This window comes from Mycobacterium lehmannii (assembly GCF_001499925.1).
GTDB classification, from domain to species: Bacteria; Actinomycetota; Actinomycetes; order Mycobacteriales; family Mycobacteriaceae; genus Mycobacterium; species Mycobacterium lehmannii.
Genome location: NZ_LQIR01000017.1, coordinates 41,691 through 55,439 on the forward strand (window position 1 = coordinate 41,691; position 13,749 = coordinate 55,439).

Consider the following 13,749-nt stretch of genomic DNA (forward strand, 5'->3'; position numbering starts at 1 on the left):
CAACAGTGATGGCGGCCACAGCCGCCCAGCAATATAGTTCTTCTGTGCAGAAAAAGCCGCGTCCGGCGCTCGAACCGCCGAGCTACCTACTCGAGTCGGTGGACAACGCTCTGCGCCTAGTGCAGATGTTGCGCGACGTGGGGGCGATCCGGCTGAAGGAGGCCGCACAGGAATTGGCGATCGCGCCGTCAACCGCCCATCGACTGCTGGCGATGCTGGTCTACCGCGGCTTCGCGGTTCAGGACGAACGTCGGTTGTACCACCCGGGGCCGGCCATGGGCGCCGGGCCTGCGCAGCGCGGCTGGACCCGCGAGTTCACCGATGTCTGCACGCCGCACCTGGAGACGCTGTCGCTGGTCTGCGGCGAGACGGTCAACCTGGTGATCCGGGTTGGCACGCAGGTCCGGTTCCTGACGTCGGCGGAATCCACGGCGATGCTGCGTGTCGGCGACCGCAAGGGCCAGGTGCTGCCGGCCGAACGCACGGCGGGTGGACGGGCGCTGCTCGCCGAACTCGACGATGCGCTCATCGCCCGCCTCTACACCGGCCTCGCGCCCGACGAACTCGCGAAGTTCGCGACCGAGCTGGCAGGTATCCGCGCGGCGGGCTTCGCACTCAACGTCGAGCAGACCGAAGAGGGCGTCGCCGCCTTCGGCGCCGCGGTGCACAACCGGTCGGGCCGGGCCATCGGCGCGATCAGCGTCGCGGTGCCCATCATCCGCTACAAGCGGCACACCCACGGAGGCCTGGTGAAGCAGTTGCGCCGAGCCGTTCATGAGATCGAAGTGGACCTCGGCGACCGTTTCGACGGGGTCGACGCCTGACGCGCAAGCCGGCCCGGGATTCTGCACAACAGAATTAGGTGTCGGTTGTGTCGTGGACCGCCTTAGCGTCGCAGCATGACCACCATCACACCCCTCCGTGAAGTCGATGAGTTGGCCCGGCTGTACACGGAATTCGATCGAGCCAACCTCAACCCGCTGTGGACCCAACTGGACTCGCTGATGCCGGTTGCGCCCACCTCGCGCGCCGTTCCGTTCGTCTGGAGATGGTCGACGCTGTATCCCCTGGCCCAGCGCGCCGGTCAGCTGATCCCGGTGGGCCGCGGCGGCGAGCGGCGCGCCATCGCACTGGCCAACCCCGGCCTGGGCGGCGTGCCCTACGCGACCCCGACGCTGTGGGCGGCGATCCAGTATCTCGGCGCGAGAGAAACCGCTCCCGAGCACAGGCACAGCCAGAATGCATTCCGGTTCGTGATCGAGGGCGAAGGCGTGTGGACCGTCGTCAACGGCGACCCCGTGGCGATGCGGCGCGGTGACTTCCTGCTCACCCCGGGCTGGGCGTTCCACGGCCACCACAACGAAACCGACGAGCCGATGGCGTGGATCGACGGCTTGGACATCCCATTCGTGCACTACACCGACACCGGGTTCTTCGAATTCGGCGCCGACGGGGTCACCGACGAATCCACCCCCGATATCTCCCGTTCCGAACGGCTGTGGGCCCACCCGGGGCTGCGACCGCTGGTCGGGCTCGACGCGCGGACCAGCTCGCCAATCGCCGCGTATCGGTGGGAGCACACCGACGCCGCGTTGTGCGAGCAGCTGGCGCTCGAAGACGAAGGTTTCGCCGCCACAGTCGAACCCGGCCACGCCGCGGTGCGCTACACGAACCCCACCACCGGCGGCGATGTGCTGCCCACGATCCGCGCCGAGTTCCACCGACTACGTGCCGACGCGCTGACCCGGACGCGACGTGAGGTCAGGTCGACGGTGTACCAGGTGTTCGACGGGGAAGGGAAGTTCCGGCTCGGCGACTCCGTTCACCCCGTCGCCAAGGGCGATCTGATCGTCGTGCCCTCATGGGTCGACTGGTCGGTGTGCGCCGAGACCCAACTCGACCTGTTCAGCTTCTCCGACGCTCCGATCATGGAGCGGCTCGGATTCAACCGCACCCTCACTCACCAAGGAGCCTGACATGAGACTCGCCACCCTGCGCATGGCCGGCGGCACCGCCGCCGTCCGCGTCGACAGCGTCGACACCGCCACCGTGATCCCCGGCTACACCGACCTTTCCGCACTACTCGCCGACACCGACTGGCGGCTCATCGCCGAGCGCGCAGCCGGTGACGAGGTCGACCTGGCGGGCGCCGACTATGCACCGGTGGTTCCGCGGCCCGGCAAAATCGTCTGTGTCGGACTGAACTACGCCACTCACATCAAGGAGATGGGCCGCGAACTGCCGCAGCATCCGACGCTGTTCGCAAAGTTCGCCGACGCGCTCACCGGACCCTACGACGACGTGATCGTTCCCGAATATGCCGCAAGACAGTTGGATTGGGAAGCCGAGCTCGCATTCGTCATCGGCAAGCCGGCCTACCAGGTGCCCGAAGCGCAGGCAGCCGACTACATCGCCGGTTACTCGGTGATCAACGACTACACCATGCGCGACTTCCAGTACCGCACACTGCAGTGGGACCAAGGCAAGAACTTCGAGAAGACCAGTGGATTCGGACCGCACCTGGTGACCGACTACACGCTCGGCACCACCATCGAGGCCCGCCTCGACGGCGAAGTCGTGCAGCACGCCAGCACCGACGACCTGGTGTTCACACCCGAGGCACTCGTCGACTACATCAGCCACATCGTCACCCTGCAGCCCGGTGACGTCGTGATCACCGGAACCACCGGCGGTGTCGGGCACGCACGCAAGCCGGCCCGCTACGTCGGCGACGGGCAAACCGTCGAGATCAACATCGAGGGCATCGGTTCGGTCAAGAACAAGACGATCGTGAAGTGACACATGAGCTTTCACGACCTCGCGTTGCCGGATCGACTGCTGATCGCGCGGCGTGGGACATCGTACTTCGCTCGGCATCTCGCTGATCTGAGCGACGCAGCGCTCGACGGCGACACCCTGTTGGACGGCTGGACCCGCCGTCACCTGGTGGCACACGTCGGCTACAACGCCGCCGCACTGTGTCGTCTGCTGGATTGGGCGGTCACGGGCATCGAGACTCCGATGTACGAATCCAGCGAGCAGCGCAGCCGGGAAATCAAGGAAGGCGCCACACTCAGCGCCGCGGCACTGCGAAACCTGTTCGATCACACCGTCGCCCGGCTCGACAAGCAATGGCGGACGCTGCCGTCCGCCGCGTGGTTGGCCCAGGTCCGAACCGCACAGGGCCGCACCGTCCCGGTGTCCGAAACCGCCTGGATGCGCACGCGCGAGGTCTGGATCCACGCCGTCGACATGGACAACGGTGGGCGTTTCGGCGACCTGCCCGATGTCGTGCTGGAATCGTTGTTGTCCGACATCGTGGCGATGTGGCGGAAGAAGAATCTCGGCGGCGGTCTGGTGCTCGAGGTGACCGGCAGTGTGCCCGTCGTCATCGGCGATGGTCTGCCTCGGCACACGATCAGCGGCCCGCTGGCGTCGGTGGTCCGGTGGGCGGCCGGACGTGGCGCGGTCGGACTCGACGGTGACGCACCCGACCCCCCGCCCTGGCTCTGACACGGGGTGGTTCACCGTATCGGCGCCGTGCGACATACGGTCAGACCGTGAACTTCGAGGAATACCGCCGTCACGACGCCACCGGGTTGGCCAGGCTCGTCGCCGACAAAGAGGTGACCGCCGCGGAGTTGCTGGACCTGGCCAGGAACCGTGCGGCCGCGGTGAACCCGCGGATCAACGCGATCGTGCGTGACGTCCCGGCCTCGCCTGCGGATGCGTCGTCAGGCCCGTTCTCGGGAGTTCCGTTCCTGATCAAGGACCTCGCCCAGGACTACGCCGGGCTGCCGACGTCGCGGGGATCGCGCGCCCTGATGTCGAAACCGGTGGCCGAGCACTCAGAGATCGTGCGGCGGTGGCAGGACGCCGGATTGGTCATCTTCGGTAAGACCAACACCCCCGAGTTCGGGGCGAAGGGGATCACCGAACCGGACGCGTGGGGCCCTGCGCGCAATCCGTGGGACCTGACCCGGACACCGGGCGGCTCGTCGGGCGGCTCGGCTGCCGCGGTCGCGGCAGGGATCGTGCCGTGCGCCGGGGCGAACGACGGCGGCGGTTCCATTCGGATACCCGCGGCGTGCTGTGGACTGGTCGGCCTCAAACCGGGCCGCGGGCTGACGCCGTCGGGACCCGCGACGGGTGAGTCCATGCACGGCGCGGCCGTACAGGGCGTGGTGTCGCGGACCGTGCGGGACACGGCGGCGATGCTCGACGTCATTCGGGGGGGCGAACCGTGGGGCCCGTACGTGCCCGGTGTTCCGTCCTCGACATTCGCGTCCTGTGTGGGAGCTGATCCCGGCACCCTTCGTATCGGCGTGCGGGTCCCGTCGGCAATCAACCCGTCCCCGCATCCGGAAGCCGCCGCCGCCGTCGAGGCGACCATACGGGCGCTGACCGAGCTCGGCCATCACGTCGAGGAACTTCCGAGCGCCCCCTTCGACGACGCAGCCTTGGCGCGCGACTTCCTGCTCACGTGGTTCGTCTACACGGCGTGGGAACTCGATGAGGCCAAACGCATTTCGGGTGCCGGCGACGATTCGTTCGAACGCGACACCCTCATCCTCGCCGCGCTCGGCAGGACCACGAGCGGCGTCGACTACGTGGACGCCGTGCAGCGGCGTCACGAACACACGCGCAGGCTCACCACGTTCTTCGAGTCGTACGACCTGTTGTTGACGCCCGGGCTGGCGACCCCGCCGCCGACCATCGGCGAGTTCGACCTGCCGGTCGTGCTGCAGCGCGCCGCCGACGTGCTGATCAGGACGCGCACGGCAAAGGTGTTGCGCTTCACCAAGATCGTCGATGACATGGTGGACAAGAATCTCGGCTGGGTGCCCTACACCCAGCTCGCGAATCTGACGGGGCGCCCGGCGATTTCGCTACCGCTGCACTGGACGGCGAACGGGCTGCCGCTGGGGGTCCAGTTCGTCGCACCGCTGGCGGGTGAGTCGCTGCTGATCCGGTTGGCCGCCCAGCTGGAGCAGGCGATGCCCTGGTCCGATCGTGCGGCCCCGATCTAGCGGCCCGAGCGCGGTTGGCGCAGCTTCGCCGCTTGCATGATGAGGTGGTTGCGCTCCGCGAGATTCTGTGCTTTTGCCGCGGCCTCCGCGTAAAGCTCTGCAGCCGTGGCAAATTCCCCGGCCCGCTCGTGGAGGTATGCGGCCGAGGCGGTGTAGCGCGGAAGCGCCGGATCGAGCTCGGACAGCGCCGCAAGCCCCGCTTGTGCTCCGCCGGCCTCGCCGACCGCGACGGCACGATTGAGTCGCACCACCGGGCTGTCCGTGAGGCCTACCAACTCGTCGTACCACTCGACGATCTGCACCCAGTCGGTTTCCTCGGCGGTCTGCGCGTCGGCGTGCAGTGCGGCGATCGCGGCCTGCGCCTGGTACTCCCCCAGGCGGTCCCTGACCAACGCGGCCTGCAGCAGGCCCACGCCCTCGGTGATCAGGTCGCGCCGCCACAGCCGCCGGTCCTGTTCGGCGAGCGGCACGAGGCCGCCGTCGGCGCGCGTGCGGGCCGGGCGCCGCGCATGGTGCAGCAGGAACAGCGCGAGCAGGCCCGCGACCTCGGGATCGTCGGTGGCGGAAGCGAGTTGGCGGGCGAGGCGGATCGACTCGGCGGCGAGGTCGACTTCACCGGTGTAGCCCTCGTTGAACACCAGGTACAGCACGCGCAGAACGGTGTGGAGGTCGCCGGGGCGGTCGAGGCGGACGTCGCTGACGGCGCGTTTGGCCCTGCTGATCCGTTGTGCCATGGTCGATTCCGGCACGAGGTAGGCCCTGGCGATCTGGCGGGTCGTGAGGCCACCCACAGCCCTCAGAGTCAGCGCGACGGCCGACGCGGTGGTGAGGCTGGGATGCGCGCACAGGAAATACAGCTGCAGCGTGTCGTCGACCGGCGCGGCCGGACCCGGCGCCGGTTCGCCGGCGACCTGCCGCTCGCGGCGGTGCCTGGCGACGTCGGATCGGGTGAGGTCGACGAACCGGCGCCAAGCGGTGGTGATCAGCCACCCCTTCGGGTCGTCCGGGCGCCGGCCCGGCCAGGTGTCGAGCGCGCGCAGAAGCGCCTCCTGAACGGCGTCCTCGGCGGTCGCGAAATCCGCCCCACGGCGGACGAGTGTTGCCAGCACCGCGGGGATCAGGTCCCGCAGCTGGGCCTCGTCCACCGCGTCGGGCATCACTCGGTGACCGTCGGCGGTGCGGTCAGAAAAGGCCGGACCTCCAGCCATTCGTGGATCGGGCGACCGCCCGCGCCCGGCGCCGCCGACAGTTCTCCGGCCAGTTCGACGGCGCGTTCGTAGGAGTCGACGTCGATGACCATCCATCCGGCGACCAGATCCTTGGTTTCGGCGAACGGGCCGTCGACCACGGGCGGTTTGCCCTCACCGTCGGAGCGCACCCATGCCCCCTCCGGGGCCAGGGCCGCATGGGTGACGAACTCGCCGGTGTCCTCCAGGCGTGCCGCGAAGTCGTTCATATACCGAATGTGCGCCTCGATCTCCTCGGGCGTCCACCGGTCCATAGGCAGGTCGTTGACGCTGGCCGGCGCGCCCCGGTAGTGCTTGAGCAGCAGATACTTGGCCATGACTTCGTCCTCCGTTCTTCGGGTCGCGACCCTAGTTGGTCGCTCACCTGTGGGACGGATCCGTCGGGCATTTCTCGACATCGTCATCCATCCGCACTACGTCACCTGGCTATCGTGCAGCCATGAGCCTCGTGACCTACGAGTTGGACGATCACATCGCCACCATCACCTTCAACCGTCCCGAAGCGCGCAACGCGATCAACGGCGAGATGCGGCGCGACCTGAACGCGGCCTGGGAGCGGTTCCGCGACGACGAGGACGCGTGGGTCGGGATCCTCACCGCGAACGGCGACGTGTTCTGTGCCGGCGGTGACCTCAAGGACGGCGAGGGTTCGGTCGGCACCTTCGGGGGCACGTTCTGGGAGAAGCCGACGATCAACTCGTTCGAGAGCGGCATGGAACTGTTCAAGCCGACGATCGCGGCGGTCAACGGCCCGTGCATCGGCTACGGTCTGACCGGCGTCCTGTTCTGTGACTTCGTGATCGCCTCCACCACAGCGACTTTCGCGTTCCCTGAGGTGTCCCTCGGGGTGCCGACGATCGTCGGCGCGATCCGGCTGCCCGAACGCGTCCGGTGGGCCGACGCCATGGAGTTGTTGTTGACCGGTAAGCCGATCGACGCCGAGCGTGCCAAGGAGACCGGCCTGGTGTGGCGACTGGTCGAACCCGGCGACCTGCGGGCCGAGGCGCGGTCGTGGGCGCGCACGCTCACCGAGGCGGCGCCGCTGGCGCAGCGCGCCACCAAGGAGGTGGCCTGGCGCACGGCCAACATGGGCTGGATCGAGTCGGTCCGGTTCGGCGAGACGATGCGCAAGGTGGCCGCGGCAACCGAGGATGTGCACGAGGGCATCAAGGCGTGGCGGGAGAAGCGCCCACCGCGTTGGCGCGGTCGCTGACGGGCTTTCCGGTCACGCCGTCGTGGGTTCTGACTCCGCCTCCTGTCGCTCATCCTGCAGACGATCCTTGCTGCGCAGCAGACGAAGCAGCGTCACGAGCAGCAGACCGCCCACCACGTTGCCGACGACCGTGTAGGCGAACCACGTCGCCCAGTCGCCGTAGCCGAACGGGGCGCCGGCGATGAGCGCACCGAAGATCAGCAACGAGTCCAGGATCGAATGGAACATCTGCAGCCCGGCCAACAGGAAGCCGCCCGCGACCGCCGCGGCGATCTTGCCGAACGTCGACTCGGTGCCGTGCTGCATGCGCGTCATCAGCGTGATGACCATGCCGCCCAGCAGTGACAGTGCGACCGTCTCCGCTGAGATCGGGGCGGTGGCGAAGTGGGTGCCCGACTCGATCGTCTGCGCATGAAGTTTCGGGAAGCCCGTCATGATCAGCCACATGATCGCCCAGCCGCCAACGAGATTGGCGATCAGCGTTCCGATCCACAATTTCAGCAGCTGCCCGACGCTGGCGCGTTTGGCCACGACCGTGGTAACGGGCACCAGGAACCCCTCGGTGAACAGCTCGCTGCGGCCGAGCAGCAGGGCGAGGAATCCGATCGAGAACGCGATGCCGGCGAGCAGGTGGTTGCGGGTGGCGGCCAACACCGACAGGTATGCGAGGACGCCGACCGCAACCTCGGTGCCGCCGAAGAAGCCGGTGACCAGCACTTCGCGCCATGCCCGGTGCAGGCGCTGGGTGCCCTCGTCGACCATCCGCTGAAAGGCGCCCTCCAACTCGTCCTCGATCGGACTGTCCGAATCGCCCACCTGCCGTCGCTGCGTCTCACTCTCACCCATGTGCGGGTCCTTCCCGATTCGATGACGGTCAGGGGTACCCGTCCCCCGCCGCCCCGAAGCCTCCGCGGATTACCCGGGCCTCGGCGCATCGTTGTCGGCCGGCCACAACGGAGCACGCCAGTATTGTCGTTTCTCGGCAAAGCTCGCAGGTCAGATGGGGTGCACGATGGGGGTAGGACGCAGCCCCCCATAGTGAGAGGAGGTGACGGTGCGCAGCCCGCATGGCGACGATCACCCCCGGCCGGCTGTCCGGTTGGGTGACGACCAAGAGTGGGCCACCTTCACCCTCCGCATGCCCCGGTGGTCGACGCTGGCGCGGTTGAGGGGCGACAATCCGCTGGTCCGCTCCGTGGATCGGATCGAGGCGCTGATCATGACCTTGGTCGTCGCCCTGTCCGTTCTCGCCGTGCCGATCGCCGGCGCCGTCGGAACCGCGCTGTTCGACTCCAAGCGCGCGGCTCCCCATGCCGCGATGGAAGCGGTCACGGCCGGCGCACTCGTCCTGCTCGCGGTCCTCGGAACGTCCGCAGCCGTTCTCCTGATCACCCGCGCGGTGTGCAACCGCGCCCGCTCCGCCAGGTGGCAGCGCGGCCTCGACAGCCTGATCGACGGTCGGGGCCAGGCTCGTATGCAGTAGCTGACCGGGAGTGTGGCGACCGCCCTCGCATGTCCCAACGGGAAACCCGCCGGTGTCGCGATTCGTGATTTACACCGGGCCTTTCGGGCCCAACCATGGACCCAGCTAGCCACGAGAGGCGGTTGGGATGACGATCAGTGTGGCCGAGCGCGCGGAACTGCGTTCGGCGGTCCGCGAGCTGCTGGGTGACAGGTGCACCGAGGACCACGTGCGCGGGGTGATGGCCTCTGACGACGGCTTCGACCGCGACCTGTGGCGCCAGCTCGCCGAGCAGGGCTTGCTCGGCATGCTCGTCGATGACGAACTCGGCGGTCTGGGCTTCGGCGCACTCGAGCTCGAGGCCGTCGCCGAGGAGACGGGCGCCGCACTTCTGCCCGCACCGTTCATCTCCAGCGCGGTGTTGACGGTCGCGCTCATCTCGGCCGCAGGCTCTGACGAGGACAAGCGCCGACTCCTGCCCGGACTCGCCGCCGGCGCGGCGATCGGCACGGTCGCGGTCACCGGGCAGTCCGGCACTTGGACGGCCGAGGGCGTCGACGTCGAAGCCGGCGCCGACGGCACCCTCACCGGCGCCGCGCACTACGTCACCTGGGGTCAGGCGGCCGATGTCCTGCTCGTGGTCGCGCGCACCAGCGACGGCGTCGGCATCTTCGAGGTGGCCCCTGACGCCACCGGTTTCACCCGCACCGCGGTGACGGTTTTCGACCCAACCGTGCGGCTGTCGACGTTCACCTTCGCGGCTACACCCGCGCGGCGGCTCGGTACCGCGGGATGGGACGCCGTACAGGAGGCCCTGGATTACGCCGTGATCGCGTCGGCCGGTGAGCAGGTGGGCGGCTCCCGCCGACTCTTCGACATCACCGTCGACTACCTCAAGACGCGCGTCCAGTTCGGCCGCCAGATCGGCAGCTTCCAGGCGCTCAAGCACATGGCCGCCGACCTCCTCATCGAGGTCGAGAACGCGACGTCGGCCGCCCAGCACGCCGCCGCCGAGAAGGCCGCGCTAAGTGAAACCTCCGACGGTGCAGTCGCATTGGCCGGTTTCGCCTGCGCCGAGGCCTACGAGACCGTCGCCATGAACGCGATCCAGATGCACGGAGGCATCGGTTTCACCTGGGAGCACCCCGCCCACCTGTTCCTGCGCAGGGCGCGCACCGGCCTGCAGTTGTTCGGCGGCCCGCGCCTGCATCGCGAGCGCTACCTCGTCTCGAAAGGTGCCTGACATGACCAGCCCCCTGCCCACCGCCGACGAGCTGCGCGCCGAGGTCCGGGGGTGGTTGCGCGACAACTGGACTCCACTTCCCAAATCCGACGACCCGTGGGCGTCGTCACCCGAGCGGATCGCCTGGCTGGAGAAGGTGCTCGACGCCGGTTACGCCGTGCCCACCTATCCCACCGAGTGGTTCGGCCGCGCATATCCGAGTGACCTCGCGGCCGTCATCGGCCAGGAGTTCTCGGCTATCAAGGCGCCGGGGTCGCGGCAGGACAAGTACAACATCCCGGCCAACACCACGCTCAAGCTCGGCACCGAAAGAATCAAACAGGACCTGCTGCGCGACTTCCTGGTCGAGCGGTCCCGCACCTGCCTGCTCTACAGCGAACCGGGCGCCGGTTCCGACCTGGCCAGCGTGCGCACCACCGCGGTCCGCGACGGTGACCAGTGGGTGGTCAACGGTCAGAAGGTGTGGACGTCGGGGGCGCTCACCGCGGATTACGCCCTGCTTCTGGCCCGCACCGACTGGGATGTGCCCAAGCACAAGGGTCTGAGCCTGTTCATCATGCCGATGAAGCAGCCGGGCGTCGAGGTGCGCCCGCTGGTGCAGATAACCGGCGAATCGCACTTCAACGAGGTGTTCATCAACGATGCGACCGTCTCCGACAACTATCTACTTGGCGGCGAGGGCAACGGATGGCGGGCGCTGCAAACCGCGCTGGCCTACGAACGCTCCATCATGGGCGACAGTGGTCGCGGCTCGCGTAACCGCGAGGCGGACAGCCTGGTCGAACTCGCCCGCGAGCACGGCGTGCTCGACGACCCCGCGGTGCGCTACCCGCTGGCGAAGGTGCTGGCGATGCGGGAGCTGAACCGGCTCAACAACGCACGCGCGAAAGCCGCGACGACACAGGGCACGTCGAGTTCGATCATGTCGCTGGGCAAGCTCGCGATGTCGAAGATCCTGCACACCGAGGCGGCGATGAAGACGCAGATCATCGGCGCGCAGGCACTGTTGGCGGGTCCCGAGAACCCGGTGGCCGACGACGTCAACTTCCTGACGCTCAACGCGTTCTTCACCTCGATCGGCGGCGGGACCGACCAGATTCAGCGCAACATCATCGGCGAGCGCGTGCTCGGGCTGCCCAAGGAGCCCGAGGCCGATCGCGACATCCCCTTCCGTCAGGCCCGCAGGAGCTGATCTGTGTCCCGCGCCGCCGCATACGATCCGCCGTTGTCCGGGACGCGGATCCTCGACCTGAGCTCGGGCCCGATGAGCGCCGTCGGCCGACTGCTCGCCGACCTCGGGGCGCGCGTGACCGTGCTGCGTCTGCTGGGTGTGACCGACGGCGACGTGGTGGGTCCGCGCGTCGCAGGGGTGCCGGTGCAGACCGCCATCGACCGGCACGGCATGGAGACGGTCGAGCTGGATCCTTCAACCGCAGCGGGCCGCGACGAGTTCGCGAGAGTGCTTGCCGGGACCGACATTCTGATCGAGAACACCCGGCCCGGGTCGCTCGCCGAGGCGACGCTGGCGGTGCGTGAGATCCGTAGGCAGCACCCGCAGCTGGTGATCCTGTCGCTCAGCGACTTCGGCCGCGACAACGACTACCGCACCTGGCAGGGCACCGGCCCGGTGTTCCACGCATTGTCCAGCGAGCTGTCGCGCTCCGGCATACCGGGCCGCGAGCCGTTGGTACCGCCTGCCGAACTGCCCTATCACGTGGCCGCCGCGCAGGCCGCGGTGATGACCATTGCCGTATACCTGGACCGCCTGCGCACCGGCGAGGGCGACCTGATCGACTTCTCGATCCTCGACGGGGCCATGCAGACGCTCGACCCGCCGTTCGGCTCGGCGGGCAGCGCGTCGGCGGGCGTCGCGGTCAAGATGCAGCAACGCGACTGGGATGCCGAACGCCAGCGCTATCCGATCATCCCGTGCAAGGACGGCCATGTCCGCATCTGTATCCTGGCCAAACGGCAGTGGCGCGGAATGTTCACGTGGATGGGCAGCCCCGAGGAGTTCGCCGACCCGTCCTACGACAAACTCGGAAAGCGTTTCCGCTCACCGCATCTGCTCGACGCCATCGTCCGCTTCTGCGCCGACAAGACCCGTGCCGAGCTGGAGTCCCAGGGCCAGGCCCACGGCGTCCCCACCGCGGCGGTGCTGACCCTGTCGGAGGCGTTGACCGCCGAACACTTCAGCGCGCGTGGCTTTTTCCGCGACGTGGAGCTTGCGCCCGGCGTGGTGGCCCCGATCCCGGTCGGCGTCAGTCAGATCGACGGACACCGCGCCAGCGCACTCGACTCGAACTCCGCGGAGTCCGAACGCCTCACCGCCGCTCCACTGTTGGCAGGCCGGCAACGCAGAGGCGAGGGGCGGCCGCTGGAAGGGATACGCGTCCTCGATCTCGGGGTCATCGTCGTCGGCGCCGACACCGGCCGGCTCTTCGGCGATCTGGGCGCCGACGTCGTCAAGATCGAACACTCCGCCCATCCCGACGGGCTGCGCGTCGGCAAGCTCACCACGATGACCCAGCCGTTCGCCGCGGGACACCGCAACAAGCGCTCGATCGGGCTCGACCTGCGCACGCAGGAGGGCCTCGGGCTCGCCCACCGCCTGGTGCGGGACGCCGATGTGGTGCTGACGAACTTCAAGCCCGGCGTCGCAGAAGCGCTGGGCATGGACTACGCGGCGCTGCGACGCATCAACCCGGGCATCGTGGTGGTGGACAGTTCCGCCTTCGGTCCCGACGGCCCGTGGGCCAAACGCCTGGGCTACGGGCCGCTGGTGCGCGCCGCGGTCGGGTTCACGAGCCAGTGGGTGTACCCGGGCGAACCCGAGACCTTCTGCGACACCGTGACCGTCTACCCCGACCACGTGGCGGCCAGGATTGGGACGCTATCCGCGATCGCATTGCTGCTGCGCCGGGAACGCACCGGCGAGGGCGGGTCGGCGAGCATCGCGCAGGCCGAGGTGATGCTGAGCCACGTCGCCGCCGACATCGCCGCCGATGCGCTCGAGCGTGCCGGACACCCCCGCTCCGACGCGGAACGCGGGGCGCCGTGGGGACTGTTCCCGGCCGCGGGTGAGCACAAGTGGATCGCGATCACCGTGCGGGACGCCGCCGAGTTGCAGGCACTGCGCTGGGTCATCGGCGTGCCCGGCGACGGTGCGCTCGACCTCGACGCGGTGCGCGCCTGGACCTCCCGTCATTCGCGCACCGAGGCGATGGAACGGCTGCAGGCCGCGGGTGTGCCCGCGGGCGCCGTCATGCACGCCGACGAGCTCCCGTCCTGGGGGTACTACGAGCAACGGCGGTCGTTCCGCGAGGAGCTTCATCCGCACGCAGACGTCCCATTCACGATGGAGAACGTGCAGATCCACTGCGACCACGTCGCCGATCCCCCGCTGCGCCAAGCCCCCCTCATCGGGGAGCAGACCGTCGAGATCGCCACGGAACTTCTCGGTCTGAGCCCCACGGAGATCGAGGCGCTGCACCGGCGCGGAGTGCTCGAGACCACCACCGGCGACGTGCACATCTGACCGGGGCGCACCGGTG

13 protein-coding genes are annotated in these 13,749 nt (G+C 68.6%); 10 read left to right on the plus strand and 3 right to left on the minus strand.

What is annotated here, in order from left to right; all coding sequences use genetic code 11:
* The first annotated feature begins 44 nt into the window (after positions 1 to 44).
* From AU192_RS11565 to AU192_RS11585, 5 genes are all read left to right on the plus strand, one after another.
* Complete coding sequence (locus AU192_RS11565) at positions 45 to 824, plus strand: IclR family transcriptional regulator (RefSeq protein ID WP_064396184.1); 780 nt, start codon at positions 45 to 47, stop codon at positions 822 to 824.
* Positions 825 to 899: 75 nt separating this feature from the next.
* A complete protein-coding gene (locus AU192_RS11570) occupies positions 900 to 1,976 on the plus strand; it encodes a cupin domain-containing protein (RefSeq protein ID WP_064396187.1) in 1,077 nt (358 codons plus the stop codon).
* A 1-nt stretch (position 1,977) separates the two neighbouring features.
* The gene (locus tag AU192_RS11575; protein WP_064396190.1) at positions 1,978 to 2,799 is read left to right on the plus strand and encodes a fumarylacetoacetate hydrolase family protein; all 822 of its coding nucleotides are present in this window, start codon (positions 1,978 to 1,980) and stop codon (positions 2,797 to 2,799) included.
* A gap of 3 nt (positions 2,800 to 2,802) precedes the next feature.
* Positions 2,803 to 3,513, plus strand: coding sequence for a maleylpyruvate isomerase family mycothiol-dependent enzyme (locus tag AU192_RS11580; RefSeq protein WP_064396192.1), 711 nt, complete (start codon positions 2,803 to 2,805; stop codon positions 3,511 to 3,513).
* A gap of 47 nt (positions 3,514 to 3,560) precedes the next feature.
* Complete coding sequence (locus AU192_RS11585; protein WP_064396193.1) at positions 3,561 to 5,030, plus strand: amidase; 1,470 nt, start codon at positions 3,561 to 3,563, stop codon at positions 5,028 to 5,030.
* Here AU192_RS11585 and AU192_RS11590 read toward each other — a convergent pair.
* Together AU192_RS11590 and AU192_RS11595 are read right to left on the minus strand one after the other, a co-directional pair.
* A complete protein-coding gene (locus AU192_RS11590; RefSeq protein WP_064396195.1) occupies positions 5,027 to 6,187 on the minus strand; it encodes an RNA polymerase sigma factor in 1,161 nt (386 codons plus the stop codon). The two genes, AU192_RS11585 and AU192_RS11590, sit on opposite strands and share 4 nt — an antisense overlap.
* The gene (locus AU192_RS11595; RefSeq protein WP_064396196.1) at positions 6,187 to 6,594 is read right to left on the minus strand and encodes a YciI family protein; all 408 of its coding nucleotides are present in this window, start codon (positions 6,592 to 6,594) and stop codon (positions 6,187 to 6,189) included. Before AU192_RS11595 ends, AU192_RS11590 begins: the two co-directional genes overlap by 1 nt.
* 122 nt (positions 6,595 to 6,716) lie before the next feature.
* On the opposite strand from AU192_RS11595, the gene AU192_RS11600 reads away from it, so the two are divergent.
* The gene (locus tag AU192_RS11600; RefSeq protein WP_064396198.1) at positions 6,717 to 7,490 is read left to right on the plus strand and encodes an enoyl-CoA hydratase/isomerase family protein; all 774 of its coding nucleotides are present in this window, start codon (positions 6,717 to 6,719) and stop codon (positions 7,488 to 7,490) included.
* Positions 7,491 to 7,502: 12 nt separating this feature from the next.
* Here the strand turns inward: AU192_RS11600 and AU192_RS11605 are convergent, their stop codons facing one another.
* Positions 7,503 to 8,336, minus strand: coding sequence for a formate/nitrite transporter family protein (locus AU192_RS11605; protein ID WP_064396199.1), 834 nt, complete (start codon positions 8,334 to 8,336; stop codon positions 7,503 to 7,505).
* A 208-nt stretch (positions 8,337 to 8,544) separates the two neighbouring features.
* Between AU192_RS11605 and AU192_RS11610 the strand changes: the two genes are divergently transcribed.
* The 4 genes from AU192_RS11610 (at position 8,545) to AU192_RS11625 (ending at position 13,733) form a co-directional block, all read left to right on the plus strand.
* Positions 8,545 to 8,973, plus strand: a complete 429-nt coding sequence (locus tag AU192_RS11610) for a hypothetical protein (RefSeq protein WP_242656943.1) — start codon at positions 8,545 to 8,547, stop codon at positions 8,971 to 8,973.
* 127 nt (positions 8,974 to 9,100) lie between these two features.
* Complete coding sequence (locus tag AU192_RS11615) at positions 9,101 to 10,195, plus strand: acyl-CoA dehydrogenase family protein (protein WP_064396204.1); 1,095 nt, start codon at positions 9,101 to 9,103, stop codon at positions 10,193 to 10,195.
* 1 nt (position 10,196) lies between these two features.
* Complete coding sequence (locus AU192_RS11620) at positions 10,197 to 11,387, plus strand: acyl-CoA dehydrogenase family protein (RefSeq protein WP_064396206.1); 1,191 nt, start codon at positions 10,197 to 10,199, stop codon at positions 11,385 to 11,387.
* 3 nt (positions 11,388 to 11,390) lie between these two features.
* Complete coding sequence (locus tag AU192_RS11625) at positions 11,391 to 13,733, plus strand: CaiB/BaiF CoA-transferase family protein (protein ID WP_064396207.1); 2,343 nt, start codon at positions 11,391 to 11,393, stop codon at positions 13,731 to 13,733.
* Positions 13,734 to 13,749: the final 16 nt, after the last annotated feature.